The sequence below is a fragment of the Rugosimonospora africana genome, from assembly GCF_016862975.1.
Classification (GTDB): domain Bacteria; phylum Actinomycetota; class Actinomycetes; order Mycobacteriales; family Micromonosporaceae; genus Rugosimonospora; species Rugosimonospora africana.
Map to the genome: position 1 here is coordinate 79805 of NZ_BONZ01000013.1, position 14403 is coordinate 94207.

Below are 14403 nucleotides of genomic sequence, written 5' to 3' on the forward strand. Positions count from 1 at the left end.
GGCTGATTGCACCGTCACGACGGCTTGCGCCCGGACCACACACCACTGGGTCGCCACAGCACTCGGTTGTCCGAAGGAAGCGCGAGCACGCGCGCATGGAACTCGCGGCGGTGCTCCTCCGGCAGATCCTCGACGAATGCCCGGTAGCCGTGGGACATCGCCCAGCGCCACAGCGTCTCATTGTCCGCGAAGTGCACAGTGGCCTCGGCCCGATGCTCGCGGAGATCGACGAAGCCGGCCTCGGTCAGCAGGTCCGCGGCGTCTACTGGGTGGCCCATGCTGCCACCGGGCGGCAGGAACTCATCGAACTCGAGGAACAACGCGTTCAGGCGCGCGCCCAGTGACTGGCTCTCGGACAGTGCCGGCCCAGCCTCAAACGCGCCTTGACTGCGCGCACTGCCACCGGTGAAGGCGAACCGGCCGCCGGGTGCCAGGACCCGGTACGCCTCCGCCACACCAGCCGCCGGGCGGCCCAGGACGTGGATGACGAACGACGCCGCGACCAGATCGAAGCTCCCGGACGCGAACGCCAGCGCCTCGGCGTCCATCAGGCACACCCGCGCGGCGGGGTACGACGCGGCGAGCCGGCCGGCCATCCCCGGCGCCGCGTCGACGGCCGTGACAGCACAGCCGCGGTGCAGAGCCGGACCGGTCAACGCACCTCGACCCGCACCGAGGTCCAGGAACCGGGAACCCGGGGGCGGAGCGAGGGCCTCGACGATCGCCGCGCCGAACTCGGCGAAGAAGGGAACGACCTCGTCGTACTGCCCGGCTACCCGATCGAAGAGCTGCCAGGTCGGACCGATCACAGTGATCGATCATGATGTGGGCATCGCCACCGGGCAAGCGATTACCCGCCTGCCGCATCTCCGCCGCAGAGGTGTGGGCGGCCCGTCGGGCGGGTATTGGAACTGCTGTTCGAGTCAGTCCGACAGGGATGAGGGAGTGGCAGTGTCCAGGACGGATCGGGATGGCAAGCGCGGGCGGAACCCGGCCGCCAAGGATCCCAGCGACTGGGTGACCGGCGAAGAGCCGATGACGGCGGCGCAGGATTCTTACCTGCACACGCTGGCCCAGGAGGCGGGCGAGGACGTGCCGGACGACCTGACCAAGGCACAGGCGTCGGAACGCATCGACGAGTTGCAGGAGGAGACCGGGCGGGGCCGCTGAGCGCGGTGGCCGGCGCCGCCCGGCCGATCCCGCGCGGCGTCGCTCCGACTCGACCGAGCACTCCGGACGCACCGGCATCAACAAGTTGTTGACAAACAAGTTGTTGATGGACAGGCTGGGCGCGTGAGCGGAGAAGCCGAGGACCAGGCGGCCGGCGCCACCGAGCGTCAGGCCCGGAAACGGTTGATGACCCGTGGCGGCGACGAGCTGCCGCGGCTTCCGTGGTTGGCCGACAGCCAGCCGCACGATGCCGTCACGCTGATCCGCCAGGCACTGTGGCGGGCCAACACTGACCGGAGCGCGCTGGAATTGCCCGACGACCTGCTGGCCGCGATCGCGTTGCTGGCCGCGGGGCGCGGCGAACTCGACCAACTCGAGGCGGGGCTGCTGTTCGTCGCCCGCGCGGAGGGGCTGACCTGGGCACAGATCGCCGAAGCACTGGGCGTACGGACGGCCCAGGCCGCACAGCAGCGACACGAACGGGTTGTGGCCCGGCTCGGTGAGCGTTCGTGAGCATCGTCCGGCTGATCGAAGCGGACGCGGCCTGCGGCCGGAAGGCACAGGCCCTCGCCGTCCTGATGCGCGCCGGCCTTCCCGTACCGGACGGGTTCGTCGTCACCGACCCAGGTACCGACCGGCGACGGGTTTCCGCGCACCTGAGCCGGCTGCCGGCCCGGGCGGTCGCGGTCAGATCGTCGGGCCTGAGCGAGGACTCCGAGAGGGCGTCCTACGCCGGGCAGCTGGAGACCGTCCTCGGGGTTCGGACCGTCGACGATGTCCTGGCCGCGATCCGGCACTGCGCCGCCTCGGCCGGCACCCCGCGCGCACGGGACTACCGGACGCGCGTCGACCCGCACGGCGACCCCACCGGCGAGGCGGCCGACCCGGTGATCGTGCAGGAACTCGTCGAGGCTGACCACGCCGGCGTGCTCTTCACCCGCGACCCGCGGACCGGCGACGACACGATCGTGATCAACGCGTCCTGGGGACTCGGCGAGTCCGTCGTCGCCGGCACCGTGGTGCCAGACGAGGTCACCGTGACCCCGCCGGCGGACACGATCCGGGTGACCCTCGGCACCAAGCAGACCCGAGTCGACCTGTTCGACCACGGTCTGGTCCGCATGCCAGTCCCAACGGCAGACCGGGCGCGGGGCTGCCTGACAGTCGACGGGATCGGCCGGCTGGTCGCGCTCGGCCGGCGGTGCGAAGACCTCTTCGGCCGGCCCCAGGACATCGAGTGGGCGGCGCGCGACGGCCTGATCTGGCTCGTGCAGTCACGCCCCATCACCGCGCTCGACGCGCCGCGTACACCACCAACCGAGCAGGGCTCCGGTCACCTCCTCGTCACCGGCGTACCGAGCAGCCCCGGGCGGGCGCTCGGGCCGGCGCGCCTGGTTCGTTCGGTCGACGAGTTCCGTCGCGTACGGCGCGGCGACATCCTGGTGTGCCGCACCACCGACCCGGCCTGGACACCGCTGTTCCGCCTCGCCGCCGGTGTCGTCACCGAGACCGGCGGCGTCCTCAGTCACGCGGCGATCGTGGCGCGCGAGTACCGGATCCCCGCCGTCGCGGGCGCCCGGGCCGCGCTGACCAGCATTCCCGACGGAACGCAGATCACCATCGATGGAGCGCGCGGCACGGTCACCGGAAGGCGCTCCTGATGGCCCACCGGTCGCCCACCGACCTCCTCGTGCTGCACGCGGTCCGGCTCAAGGGATTCGCCGACACCGGAGCCGTGGCGGCGCGGTTCGACCTCGACACAAGGCAGGCGGCCGAAGAACTCCTCGACGCTCAGGCATACGGCTGGGCGACCAGGTCCTCCTTCGCCGACCTGGTCGGGTGGTCGCTCACCGAAGCCGGCCGCCTACGCGACGAGAGCCTGCTCCGCGATGAACTCGACGAGGTCGGCGCGCGCGACATGGTGGCTAGCGTCCACGAGCGGTTCCTTCCGCTCAATGCCGAGGCCGCGCGGCTGTTCACCGGCCTGCAGCTCGGCACCGGCCTTGGGCAGGATTCCGCCACCCGCCGGTTCGCGGAGATCGCCGAAGCGCTCCGCGACCTCGAACACAGCCTGACCGCGCACCTGACTCGTTTCACCGGCTACCACAGTCGGTTCACCGGAGCACTCGCCAACGCTCAAAGCGACCCGGCCTGGATGACCGGCATGGAGGTCGACTCGTGCCACCGGGTCTGGTTCGAGCTTCACGAGGATCTTGTCGCCACGCTCAACCTCTCCCGATGAGCTGGCTGCCAAGCCTCTCCCGATGAGCTAGCCGCCAGGTGCGGACGGTCTCACTCGCGCAGCCGCGCTGCGAGTTCGCGGGTCGCCTCCATCGCGTACCGCTGCAACCTGGGGCCGAAGGTGATACGCGTCGCGCCCAGCCGACCCAGCTCGGTCACCGACTCCTTGTCCGGTCCGGCAGCCAGATTGATCGGGCCCTCGATACCCTCCCGCAGCACCGGTACCACCTCGGACGGCGCCATGATCGGGTACACGCAGTCGGCGCCGGCCGCCACGTACAGGCGGGCACGCGCCACGGCGTCGGCCGGATCACCCGTGCCGATCAGGAAGGTGTCGACGCGCGCGTTGATGAACAGAGCGTCACCCGCCTCCGCCCGTACCTCGGCCAGCCAGTCCGCGTGCCGATGCGGGTCCTTGAGCGTGGTGTGCTCCTCGGAGTCCTCCAGGTTGCAGCCGACCGCGCCCGTCTCAAGGAGCCGCCCGACCAGTTCCCCCGGGGCGAGGCCGTAACCGCCCTCGATGTCGGCGGATACCGGCACGGAGACGGCTCGGACGATCCGCGCCACCGCGGCGAACATCTCGCCGGGCGGGGTCGAGCCGTCCTGGTAACCGAGCGAGGCGGCGACCCCGGCGCTCGGAGTGGCCAGCGCGGGGAAGCCGGCGTCGGCGAAGACCCGGGCGCTGGCCGCGTCCCAGGGGCCGGGCAGGACGAGCGGGTCGCCGGCGGCGCGGCCGTGGTGCAGGGCGCGGAAAGTGGAAACGGTCATGCGCACACGCTACGTCCCGGGTGGCACTGGATCCTGGTCCATTTCGGCGACAGCTCTGTGGGCCAATTCATGCCGAACGGCCGGCTTCTCTAGTACCGGCTGAGGTTCTGGCTGGGCGCCATCACGATGCGCGGGGAGGCGGCCGGATCCAGCCAGTCCAGCACCCGGGTCAGATCGGACTGTCCCAACGAGACACAGCCGGCGGTGCCGCCGCTGCCCATCTGGTGCAGGAAGATGCCGCTGCCGCGCGCCGGTGTGGCCGATACCGCCGGGATGTTGTAGTTGATGACCGCGAAGTAGTTGTACTGCGGCACGGTCTGCCACAGCGCCTCGCTGCCCCCGCCCGGGTTCGTGCCGTGCACGAAGCTGTTGTACGTCGACGAGCTGGGGTTCTCGTTCCAGTAGTCATTGGCCACCAGTTGGTGGTAGCTGTACCTGACGCCGGGATTGCTGTTCACGCCGTACATGGTGGAACCGATGCTGTAGACCCCGGTCGGCGTCGTGGGGTCATTCTCCACGTGGTTGTCGCTGAATCCCTTGGTGCCGATCCGCGCGCTCATCGCACCGGACTTCGGCCGCCACACGCCGCTGACCTTCTCGAACGTCTCGATCGTCGCGACGCTGGTGCCGTAGCCGTTGCTGTAGACCACGATGAGCTGGCGGGTACTGGCCGGGATCGTGTGCAACCGGGAGGCGAGATTGCTCGATGTGGCCGGCGTCGCGGCCTTGGTGGTCGAGGAATGCCCGCCCGACGGCGTCCGGGTGGTGGACGGCTTGGCGGACCGGCTCGGCGTGCGGGACGGTGCCGCGCTCGGAGACGGTACGGGCGACTGGCTCGCCGACGCGGACGGAGTCGTGGAGCCGGTCAGTCCGGACGCCGAGGTGCCGGCCGGGATCAAGCCCGCGTCTCCCGCGCTGTTGCGGGCCGAGGATCCGCAGGAGGTCAGTCCGAGCCCGCCGAGTAGCACCACCGCGAGAGCGCCAACCGCAGTCCGCCCCAGCGGGGTTCGCATCCGTACTCCTCCAAGCGGCCGGCGTTCGCAAGCCGCGTGACGCTACCACGGTGGTTGTAGATTTCGAGGAAAGATCGGGGCGTCATCGAACTCCAGGTTGATCATGCTGGCCGAACGGACGACTCCCCGGTGGTCGCGTTTCGGCAGAACTCCAGGCGGGTCGGACGATTCGCCAGCACCCGGCCGCGTAGAGTGCGCGCGTGACTGTGCGCCGGGTGAGCGGGCGGAAGGCGGTTCTGGTCGCCGGCCTCGTGCTGGCCGGCTCCGCACTCGCCGGCTGCGGCCACGGCTCGGGGCTGACTTCGGCGGTGTGGCACGGTTCCGGCGTGGCGTCACCGTCGCCGAGCCCGTCACCGGTACCGTCCGCCACCCCGACCGGCGGCCCGGCGCCGTTCGTCGGTACCGCGTCACCGGTCACCGCGGACACCGTGGCGCACACGTGGCATTCCGGATGCCCGGTCGGCCCCAGCCAGTTGAGCCTGCTGCACCTGAGCTACTGGGGCTTCGACAACGCGCCGCACGTGGGCACGATGGTGGTCAACAAGTCGGTGGTACCGGATGTGCTGAAGGTCTTCGAAAGCCTGTACCGGCAACGGTTCCCGATCCGTCAGATGCAGCCCGAGGACGTCTACGGCGGCAGCGATCCGGCATCGATGGCGGCGGACAACACGTCCGGCTTCAACTGTCGCAACGCGGTCGCGGACGGCCCTCCACAGTGGTCGGTGCACGCCTACGGCGAGGCGATCGACGTCAACACGGTGGAGAACCCGTACGTCTTCGGTGGGCAGGTGTTGCCGGCGGCCGGCTCCGCGTACCGGGACCGGTCGAAGGTGCGACCGGGCATGGCGGTGAAGGGCGGCGTGCTGGTACGGGCGTTCGCCGCGGTCGGCTGGCAGTGGGGCGGCCGGTGGAGCGACGGCCCGGACTACCAGCACTTCAGCAAGACCGGCGGCTGAACCCCTCGCGACAGCACGTGTCCACATGGACACTACCCGTGACCTCTCGCCATATTCTTGACTGATTCCAGAAAACTGGCCAGACTACGAGGCGTGGCCACGACCCTGGAACTCCAGCGGATGCTGCGAGGGGCCGCGCTGCGCGCCACCACTCCCCGGGTGGCGGTGCTGAACGCGGTGCACGCGCACCCGCACGCTGACACGGACTCGCTCATCGGCGCCGTGCGCGAAGATCTCCCCCGGGTCTCCCACCAGGCCGTGTACGACTCGCTGCACGCGTTGACCGCCGCGGGTCTGGTACGGCGCATCCAGCCATCCGGCTCCGTGGCTCGCTACGAGTCCCGGGTCGGCGACAACCACCACCACGTCGTGTGCCGTTCGTGTGGCCGCATCGCCGACGTCGACTGCGCCGTCGGCGAGGCGCCCTGCCTGGTCGCGTCCGACGACGGGGGCTTCGCGATCGACGAGGCCGAGGTCACCTACTGGGGTTGGTGCCCCGACTGTTCCACCCCAGGCAACCCCTGATCCCTCTGATCCGCCCAGTCAAGTCACGGAAGGAACCCGATGTCCGAGAACCACGACGCCGTCGTTCACGACGCAGACGCGGGAAGCGAGTCTCGCTGCCCGGTCGCGCACGGACGCGCCCCCCACCCGACTCAGGGCGGCGACAACCGCGGCTGGTGGCCGAACCAGCTCAACCTGAAGGTCCTGGCCAAGAACCCCGCCGTGGCCAACCCCCTCGGCCAGGAGTTCAACTACGCCGAGGCATTCAAGACCATCGACCTCGCCGCCGTGAAGCGGGACATCGCTGAGGTCCTCACGACCTCTCAGGACTGGTGGCCGGCCGACTTCGGGAACTACGGCCCGTTCATGATCCGGATGGCGTGGCACAGCGCCGGCACCTACCGCATCAGCGACGGTCGCGGCGGCGCCGGCTCCGGGCAGCAGCGCTTCGCGCCGCTCAACAGCTGGCCGGACAACGGCAACCTGGACAAGGCCCGCCGCCTGCTCTGGCCGGTCAAGAAGAAGTACGGCCAGAACCTCTCGTGGGCCGACCTGCTGATCCTCACCGGCAACGTCGCCCTGGAGTCGATGGGCTTCAAGACCTTCGGGTTCGCCGGCGGTCGCGCGGACGTGTGGGAGCCCGACGGAGACGTCTACTGGGGTCCCGAGACCACCTGGCTCGGTGACGAGCGCTACACCGGTGACCGGGAGCTGGAGACGCCGCTCGCCGCGGTCCAGATGGGCCTCATCTACGTCAACCCCGAGGGCCCGAACGGCAACCCGGACCCGATCGCCTCGGCCCGGGACATCCGCGAGACGTTCCGCCGCATGGCGATGAACGACGAGGAGACGGTGGCGCTGATCGCCGGCGGCCACACCTTCGGCAAGACCCACGGCGCGGGCACCGCGGACCACGTCGGCGCCGAGCCGGAGGGTGCGCCGCTCGAGGCCCAGGGCCTGGGTTGGACGAACTCGTTCGGCACCGGCAAGGGCCCGGACGCGATCACCAGCGGGCTCGAGGGCATCTGGACCAACACCCCGGTCACCTGGGACAACAGCTTCTTCGAGATCCTGTTCGGGTACGAGTGGGAGCTGACCCAGAGCCCGGCCGGGGCAAACCAGTGGCAGCCGAAGGACGGCGCGGGTGCGGACACCGTCCCGGACGCGTACGACCCGGCCAAGAAGCACGCCCCGACGATGCTGACGACCGACCTGGCGCTGCGATTCGACCCGGTCTACGAGCAGATCTCGCGGCGCTTCCTGGAGCACCCGGACGAGTTCGCGGACGCCTTCGCCCGGGCCTGGTTCAAGCTGACCCACCGCGACATGGGCCCGATCGTCCGGTACCTCGGCTCGGAGGTCCCGACCGAGACCCTGCTCTGGCAGGACCCGATCCCGGCGGCCACGTACGAGACGATCGACGCGCAGGACATCGCCACCCTCAAGGGTCAGCTCCTCGCCTCCGGGCTGTCGGTGTCCCAGCTGGTCTCCACCGCGTGGGCGTCGGCCGCGTCGTTCCGCGGCAGCGACAAGCGCGGCGGCGCCAACGGGGCGCGCATCCGGCTTGAACCGCAGAACGGCTGGGAGGTCAACAACCCCGAAGAGTTGGCGGCGGTACTGCGCACCCTGGAGGGCGTCCAGGAGTCGTTCAACGCATCCCAGACCGGCGGGAAGAAGGTCTCTCTCGCCGACGTGATCGTGCTCGGTGGGGCCGCGGCGGTCGAGCAGGCCGCCAAGAACGCCGGCTACGACGTCGAGGTCCCGTTCACCCCGGGGCGCACGGACGCGTCGCAGGAGCAGACCGACGTGGAGTCCTTCGCCGCGCTCGAGCCGGCCGCGGACGGGTTCCGCAACTACCTCGGCAAGGGCACCCGCCTGCCGGCCGAGTTCCTCCTGGTCGACAAGGCCAACCTGCTGAACCTGAGCGCGCCGGAGATGACCGTCCTCGTCGGCGGTCTCCGCGTCCTGGGTGCGAACTACCAGCAGTCGTCGCTGGGCGTTCTCACGAAGACCCCGGGTTCGCTGACCAACGACTTCTTCGTCAACCTGCTCGACCTGGGTACGACGTGGAAGCCCGCGGCCGAGGACGGGAGCGCCTTCGAGGCCCGCGACTCCGCCACGGGCGAGGTCAAGTGGACCGGCAGCCGCGTCGACCTTCTCTTCGGGTCGAACTCGGAACTGCGCGCGCTCGCCGAGGTTTACGCGAGTGACGACGCCCGGGAGAAGTTCGTGCGCGACTTCGTCGCGGCGTGGGTCAAGGTGTCGGACCTCGACCGGTTCGACCTCGTCTGACCCCGACCAGTCTGGCTCGGCGCGTCTGACGCCGCGCCACGACCCAGACCAGTCGCCCAGCGTCTCCGATCACAGGTCCGGGCCGGCTCGTGATGAGCCGGCCCGGACCTGTATCAGTTGCCGAGCATCTGCATGCCCTTGCCGCCGTACCGGTCGCCGGACACCAGCTCGCGCGGCACGACCTCGCCGATGCGGGCCAGCTGCCGCGCCGACAGCGAGATACCTTCGGCCGCGACGTTTTCTTCGAGGTACTTCACCCGCTTGGTACCCGGAATCGGGATGACCAGTTCGTCCTGAGCCAGCAGCCAGGCCAGGGCGACCTGCGCTCCGGTGGCGCCCAGCTCATCCGCGAGGGCGCGGACCGCGTCCGCCAGCCGCAGGTTGGTGTCCAGGTTGGCGCCGGAGAAGCGGGGCAGGCCGCGCCGGAAGTCGTCGGCCGCCAACTGGTCCGGCGTGAGCGGAGTGCCGGTGAGCATGCCGCGCCCGACCGGTGAGTAGGCGACCAGCGCCACCCCGAGTTCCCGGCACGCCTGAAGCATGCCGTCCTCGACATCGCGGGTGAACAGCGAGTATTCCATCTGTACCGCGGCGATCGGGTGCACGGCGTGCGCCGCGCGCAACGTGTCGACGCTGACCTCGGACAGTCCGAGGTGGCGTACCTTCCCGGCCGCGACGAGTTCGGCCATGGCGCCCACGGTGTCCTCGATGGGTACGGCCGGGTTGCGCCGGTGGGCGTAGTACAGGTCGATGGTGTCCATTCCGAGCCGGGTGAGGGAGGCGTCGCACGCCTCGCGTACCCACTCCGGAGAAGTGTCCACATAGGACGTCGGTGCGTCGGAACGGGCCGGGCCGTCGCCGCTGCTGCGCAGCCCGAACTTGGTGGCCAGGATGAACTCGTCACGCCGGCCGCCCAGTACCCGCCCGATCAGCCGCTCGTTGTCACCGGCGCCATACACGTCGGCGGTGTCCAGCAGGTTCACACCGAGGTCCAGCGCCCGGTGCAGGGTACGGGCGGATTCGTCGTCGTCACGCACCCCGTACGCGTGACTCATGCCCATGCAGCCCAGCGCGATCGCGCTGACGGCCGGTCCGGACGCGCCCAGTTGTCGTTGATTCATGGGTACCAGCCTGGCGCTTCGAGTGTGCTCGAGGTCAAGCCCGGGCACCGCCGGTCAGAACGAGCGCGCTCGGCGCATCACCCGCGGGCGCCCGTCGGGGTCGCACAGGTACCGGTACATCGGAACGGCGAGCAGCCGCCCCAGGCGCCCGAGGTGGGGCGGGTGGTAGGCGCGCAGCCGCCCGCGCGGTCGTGGTGTACCGTCCGGGAGCCGGTGCCAGTCGTCGAGTGCCCCGGCGGCGTGCCGGTACGCGTCGAACAGCCCGCGCGGGTCGCGCAGATCGGCGTCATCGCCGGCCGCCCGGTCCAGATGCTCGTGGGCCAGCCGGAGGCGCAGCGCCCGCCCGAAGCCCGTACCGGCGTCCGTGTCCATGACCGCGCAGCTGAGTTCGGAGTCGTGTGTCCAGGACCGCAGGTTGAGGTTGTCGGAACCGACACAGGTCCACACGTCATCGATGACACACACCTTCGCGTGGACGTAGATCGGCCGGCTCTCGTGATTCTCGATCCCGTAGACGGCGACCCGGTCCCGCCCGGCGTCGTGAAGCATCCGCAGGGCCCGGGCGCGGCCGACGCACTCGGCCCGTGCGGTGCTGCCGTCGGTGTCTGGATGCAGCGGGATCACCGCGACCATGAGCAGCTGCGGCTCGCGGCGGAGCGCGGCGGCAAAGACCTCCGTCACCTCGGTCGACCAGAGGTACTGGTCCTCCAGGTAGATGAGCGACCGGGCCCGCCCCACAGCTTTCAGGTACGCGCGAGCGATGCTGCGTTCTCCCGCCCGGGCGAACGGATATCCGGGGTATCGGCGAGGGTAGGTTCGCAGCACCTGCACCGCCTGGGAGCCACACGCACCGGGATCCGCCGACTGCTCCGGCAGGCGATCGGCGCTCAGGTCGTCGTGGTCCACGATGCTGCCGAGCAGCCGGATCGGATTGTGGGACAACGCGGCGGGATCGGTCCACCGTTCCCGGAAGGTGGCTTCGACGTCGCCGACCGCGGGACCGCGCACGGCGAGTTGGATGTCATGCCAGGGCGGCGGATCGCCGTAGACCGACGGCATCTCCTGCTTCCGGGGATCGCCGTGGTGCCGCTCGTCATCTCTGCGCGAATGACATAGATCGATGCCGCCGACGAACGCGACGTCGCGTGAGGATCGGTCACGGTACCGTACGACGACCATTTTCTGGTGGTGGGAACCGCCCCACCGGATCCGCATGTCCAGCAGGCACTCGCCGCCCGCCGCCTCAATCTCGGCGCCCAGGCGCCGGTTCTCGGCGCTGCTGAAACGTAGCAGGTCCAGATGCGAGCGCCAGATCAGTCCCTTGACGGTGACTCCGCGCGCCGCCGCGTGACACAGCAGGGACGAGATGGAGGTGCCTTCATCGTCGACCGGCTCGTCCGGGTCGCCCCGCCAGTCGGTGAACAGCACCAGATCGCCGGCACGGGTGGCCGACACCGCTTCGCGCAACGCGGCGAAGTATTCCCGGCCGTGTACCAGTGGAACCACCTCGTTGCCGACCGTCCAGGCCTCACCGCCGGCGTGCCGGCGGTCGATGCCGGTGTCGGGATTGCCCCGCTCCTCGGCGCTCAGGAACCAGTCGGCGGGGCACGGCGGTGGCTGCGATACCGCGCGGGATCCGGTCGCGGGAATCCGCGAAAGCTGATCGTCGGGGTACGGCAGCCGGGGAGCGGGCAGCACCGGTCCCGGACGGGTTCCGGACTCGCCCCGCTCATCCTGTGGTCGTGAGCGTGTCGGCATGCCCGATGCTGTTCCCCGTGGGGTGATCAGCTATGCCCCGCCCGACTCGGTCGATCTTGGCACCGGATCTCGCGGTGTCCCCGGTTGGCGACTTCGTCTGATCCGCGCCACGGGTAGCATTATGAACCGGAGGCACCTCCACCTGGGGTTCTCCACCGCCGCGACCCGAAACAGCCACCGCGACCCGAACAGCCACCGCGACCCGAACAGCCACCGCCAACCGATCGGCCAGCCGCAGACCAGGAGGAGCCCGTGTCCGCCCCCGACAGCCGGCCACTGCGCGCGGACGCGCAGCGCAACCGCGACCGGTTGCTCGAAGCCGCGGTGCGGGCTTTTTCCACCGACGATCCCGAGGTGACGCTGGACGGGATCGCGAAGGACGCGGGTGTCGGGATCGGCACGCTGTACCGGCACTTCCCCACCCGGGAGGCGCTCGTCGAGGCGGCGTACCGCAATGAGCTGGCGCGGCTGTGCGACGCCGCCGCCGACCTCTTGCGCGCCATGCCCCCGGACGAGGCGCTGCGGACCTGGATGGACCGGTTCGTCGAGTACATGACGACCAAGCGGGGCATGGCGGCCGCATTGCGCGCGGTCATCGCGTCGGGTGGGAATCCGTACGCGCAGAGCCGGGACTCGATGATCGCCGCGATCGGGTCGTTGTTGCGCGCCGGGGCCGAAGCGGGGACGGTCCGGCCCGATGTCGACCCGGGCGATGTCCTGGTGAGCCTGAGCGGTGTGACCCTCGCGACCGCCGAACCGGCGCAACGCGAACAGGCCGGCCGGGTTCTGGACCTGCTGATGGACGGGCTGCGGTACCGGGGCGCATCGGCCTGACGCCGTCCGGGGCGTACCCGACCGGTTGTCCGGTCGGGGTTCCTGCCGCGACCGGTCCGGTACGCGAGGTGTGCGCCCGGCCGCGCCCGATCCGTCCGCGAATCCCCGGCTCGGCGGCGGCCAGATCCCGGAATGGCCGGCCCCGGCGGTTGGTTGTAACCCGGTGACGCCGACACGTTCACTGGCGCGCTCCCCTAAAACCCTTATGACACAAGGCTTTTAGCCTGCGCGTCGCCAACCCGGAAGGCTTGGAATTGAAGACCAACTTCACCCGCTGGCTGCCGTCGATCGCCAAGACGCCGACCCGCAGGACGGCCCTCGCCGCGGTCGGAATCGCCGCTGTCTGCGGTGGTGTCGCCGGCCCGGCTATCGCCGCCGAGAGCGGAACGACGCCCACGATCACCGGTGGGACCACTGTCACCGCCGCGGAGATCAAGACGGTAGCCGCGAGTGAGCCCGCGAAGGACGGCAAGTCCGCGCCGGCGAGCAAGCCCGCGCCGGCCGACAAGTCCGCGCCAGCGGGCAAGCACGCCTCGAAGGGCGATCACGCTTCGAAGGGCGACGCGAACCGGCACGGGGATTCCGGCAAGAACGACCACCGGTCCGCGCCCAAGAAGCCGGCCGCTCCGGCCTACCCGGCCGCGAAGCAGTTGAACTACCAGTACCAGGGGCAGATCAACTTCTTCTACTGCGGCCCGGCAGCGACCCGGATCGCGCTGAGCGCGCAGGGCCACTCGCTGAGCCAGGACGACGTCGCCGGCAAGCTGGGTACGACCATCAACGGCACCCCGTCGGCGGTGGACACCACCCGCGTGCTGAACAGCATCGATGGTCCGAACACGTACCACACGACCGACGTCCCGCATAAGCTCGTCACCTCGAAGCAGGTCGACCAGTTCCGCGGTGACGTGATGCGGGCCATCAACAACGGCAACCCGGTGGTGGCCAACATCGCGGGTACCGGGGTCGACACGCTGGGCGGGGCCCACTCGTACGACGGCGGTCACTACGTGACCGTGGTCGGGTACGCCGACGACGGGCACACCGTACTCATCGCCGACCCGGCTGACACGGTGGCCGACGGCTCGTACTGGATGAGCACCGGCGACGTGACCACCTGGATGGGGAACCACGGGTACTCGTCCTGACGGACTCGACACTCCTTTCGCACCGGCCCGGCCCGGCGGTACCTCACCGCCGGGCCGGGCCATTTCCGTCTCCTGCCACGGATTGCCGGGGTCGCGACGGCAAGGCTGGCCGGCGGTTTGACCGGCACCACCGCCAGACGGGCCGGGTATCCGGTTTGACCGCCACCATCACGGGCATGCCTGGTGCATGGACGAGCGCCAAGACCAGCCGGACCCGGAACTCGACCTCGCGGCGATAGACCGGGATCCCGATCTCAACGCGACCCTGGACCGGGACACCGACCTCGACGAACTGCGTGACGGCGGCCCGAGCCGCACGCCGGGTACCCGGACGACAACCGCCCGGACGACGCTGATCGGTACGACGACCGGGCGCGCCGGCCGGGCCATGACCCCGGGCAAGCGGCACCCCCGACCCGGGGCGGGCCCGACCACCACCGGCGATGCCACCACCGGCGGCATGAACACGCCGACCGGAATGGGGACCAGCGACGCCAACTCGACCGGGCAGGTCGGCGGCGCCCCGGAGACCGGGGCCCGGGCGCGGCGCGAGCAGGATCGCGAAGAGCCCGAGCGCTGATCCGGGGACCCGCCGGACCGA

At 70.3% G+C, this 14403-nt stretch carries 15 protein-coding genes; 10 read left to right on the forward strand and 5 right to left on the reverse strand.

The annotated features are described in order from the left end of the window. Positions 1-14 precede the first annotated feature (14 nt). Positions 15-809, reverse strand: a complete 795-nt coding sequence (locus Raf01_RS06080; RefSeq protein ID WP_203916734.1) for a class I SAM-dependent methyltransferase — start codon at positions 807-809, stop codon at positions 15-17. A 142-nt stretch (positions 810-951) separates the two neighbouring features. Here Raf01_RS06080 and Raf01_RS49395 point away from each other — a divergent pair, with 142 nt between their 5' ends. From Raf01_RS49395 to Raf01_RS06100, 4 genes are all read left to right on the forward strand, one after another. Then, positions 952-1170 carry a DUF3072 domain-containing protein gene (locus tag Raf01_RS49395; RefSeq protein WP_239133409.1) on the forward strand — a complete coding sequence of 73 codons (219 nt, stop codon included), beginning with the start codon at positions 952-954 and terminating at the stop codon, positions 1168-1170. A 123-nt stretch (positions 1171-1293) separates the two neighbouring features. Next, the gene (locus tag Raf01_RS06090; protein WP_203916735.1) at positions 1294-1683 is read left to right on the forward strand and encodes a DNA-binding protein; all 390 of its coding nucleotides are present in this window, start codon (positions 1294-1296) and stop codon (positions 1681-1683) included. Beyond that, positions 1680-2831 carry a PEP/pyruvate-binding domain-containing protein gene (locus Raf01_RS06095; RefSeq protein ID WP_239133410.1) on the forward strand — a complete coding sequence of 384 codons (1152 nt, stop codon included), beginning with the start codon at positions 1680-1682 and terminating at the stop codon, positions 2829-2831. The genes Raf01_RS06090 and Raf01_RS06095 overlap by 4 nt, the downstream gene beginning before the upstream one ends. Then, entirely contained in the window at positions 2831-3412 is a 582-nt protein-coding gene (locus Raf01_RS06100; RefSeq protein ID WP_203916736.1) for a transcriptional regulator, read from the forward strand. Before Raf01_RS06095 ends, Raf01_RS06100 begins: the two co-directional genes overlap by 1 nt. A gap of 50 nt (positions 3413-3462) precedes the next feature. On the opposite strand, the gene Raf01_RS06105 is transcribed toward Raf01_RS06100, so the two are convergent. Both Raf01_RS06105 and Raf01_RS06110 read right to left on the reverse strand, forming a co-directional pair. After that, positions 3463-4179, reverse strand: a complete 717-nt coding sequence (locus Raf01_RS06105) for an isocitrate lyase/PEP mutase family protein (protein WP_203916737.1) — start codon at positions 4177-4179, stop codon at positions 3463-3465. Between the two features lie 89 nt (positions 4180-4268). Next, positions 4269-5192, reverse strand: a complete 924-nt coding sequence (locus tag Raf01_RS06110) for a L,D-transpeptidase family protein (RefSeq protein ID WP_203916738.1) — start codon at positions 5190-5192, stop codon at positions 4269-4271. A gap of 200 nt (positions 5193-5392) precedes the next feature. Here Raf01_RS06110 and Raf01_RS06115 point away from each other — a divergent pair, with 200 nt between their 5' ends. The 3 genes from Raf01_RS06115 to katG all read left to right on the forward strand — a co-directional run bounded on the left by Raf01_RS06115 (position 5393) and on the right by katG (position 8944). Then, positions 5393-6148: a M15 family metallopeptidase gene (locus Raf01_RS06115; RefSeq protein ID WP_203916739.1), complete on the forward strand. Its 756-nt coding sequence runs from the start codon at positions 5393-5395 to the stop codon at positions 6146-6148. A 120-nt stretch (positions 6149-6268) separates the two neighbouring features. Beyond that, positions 6269-6673: a Fur family transcriptional regulator gene (locus Raf01_RS06120; protein ID WP_203917067.1), complete on the forward strand. Its 405-nt coding sequence runs from the start codon at positions 6269-6271 to the stop codon at positions 6671-6673. Positions 6674-6712: 39 nt separating this feature from the next. Then, a complete protein-coding gene (gene katG / locus Raf01_RS06125) occupies positions 6713-8944 on the forward strand; it encodes a catalase/peroxidase HPI (RefSeq protein WP_203916740.1) in 2232 nt (743 codons plus the stop codon). Between the two features lie 113 nt (positions 8945-9057). On the opposite strand, the gene Raf01_RS06130 is transcribed toward katG, so the two are convergent. Beyond that, the gene (locus tag Raf01_RS06130) at positions 9058-10062 is read right to left on the reverse strand and encodes an aldo/keto reductase (RefSeq protein WP_203916741.1); all 1005 of its coding nucleotides are present in this window, start codon (positions 10060-10062) and stop codon (positions 9058-9060) included. 54 nt (positions 10063-10116) lie between these two features. Then, the gene (locus Raf01_RS06135) at positions 10117-11820 is read right to left on the reverse strand and encodes a phospholipase D family protein (protein ID WP_239133411.1); all 1704 of its coding nucleotides are present in this window, start codon (positions 11818-11820) and stop codon (positions 10117-10119) included. Positions 11821-12072: 252 nt separating this feature from the next. Here Raf01_RS06135 and Raf01_RS06140 point away from each other — a divergent pair, with 252 nt between their 5' ends. The 3 genes from Raf01_RS06140 to Raf01_RS06150 all read left to right on the forward strand — a co-directional run bounded on the left by Raf01_RS06140 (position 12073) and on the right by Raf01_RS06150 (position 14382). Further along, a complete protein-coding gene (locus tag Raf01_RS06140) occupies positions 12073-12654 on the forward strand; it encodes a TetR/AcrR family transcriptional regulator (RefSeq protein ID WP_239133412.1) in 582 nt (193 codons plus the stop codon). A gap of 254 nt (positions 12655-12908) precedes the next feature. Beyond that, positions 12909-13802: a C39 family peptidase gene (locus Raf01_RS06145; RefSeq protein ID WP_203916742.1), complete on the forward strand. Its 894-nt coding sequence runs from the start codon at positions 12909-12911 to the stop codon at positions 13800-13802. Between the two features lie 187 nt (positions 13803-13989). Further along, positions 13990-14382 carry a hypothetical protein gene (locus Raf01_RS06150; protein ID WP_203916743.1) on the forward strand — a complete coding sequence of 131 codons (393 nt, stop codon included), beginning with the start codon at positions 13990-13992 and terminating at the stop codon, positions 14380-14382. The last annotated feature ends 21 nt before the right edge of the window (positions 14383-14403 follow it).

Excerpts from the sequence above, each read along its gene's own strand:
- Raf01_RS06100 (WP_203916736.1), top strand. The coding sequence starts at position 2,831 with ATGGCCCACCGGTCGCCCACCGACCTCCTCGTGCTGCACGCGGTCCGG.
- Raf01_RS06105 (WP_203916737.1), bottom strand. The coding sequence starts at position 4,179 with ATGACCGTTTCCACTTTCCGCGCCCTGCACCACGGCCGCGCCGCCGGC.
- Raf01_RS06110 (WP_203916738.1), bottom strand. The coding sequence starts at position 5,192 with ATGCGAACCCCGCTGGGGCGGACTGCGGTTGGCGCTCTCGCGGTGGTG.
- Raf01_RS06120 (WP_203917067.1), top strand. The coding sequence starts at position 6,269 with ATGCTGCGAGGGGCCGCGCTGCGCGCCACCACTCCCCGGGTGGCGGTG.
- katG (WP_203916740.1), top strand. The coding sequence starts at position 6,713 with ATGTCCGAGAACCACGACGCCGTCGTTCACGACGCAGACGCGGGAAGC.
- Raf01_RS06130 (WP_203916741.1), bottom strand. The coding sequence starts at position 10,062 with ATGAATCAACGACAACTGGGCGCGTCCGGACCGGCCGTCAGCGCGATC.
- Raf01_RS06135 (WP_239133411.1), bottom strand. The coding sequence starts at position 11,820 with ATGCCGACACGCTCACGACCACAGGATGAGCGGGGCGAGTCCGGAACC.
- Raf01_RS06150 (WP_203916743.1), top strand. The coding sequence starts at position 13,990 with ATGGACGAGCGCCAAGACCAGCCGGACCCGGAACTCGACCTCGCGGCG.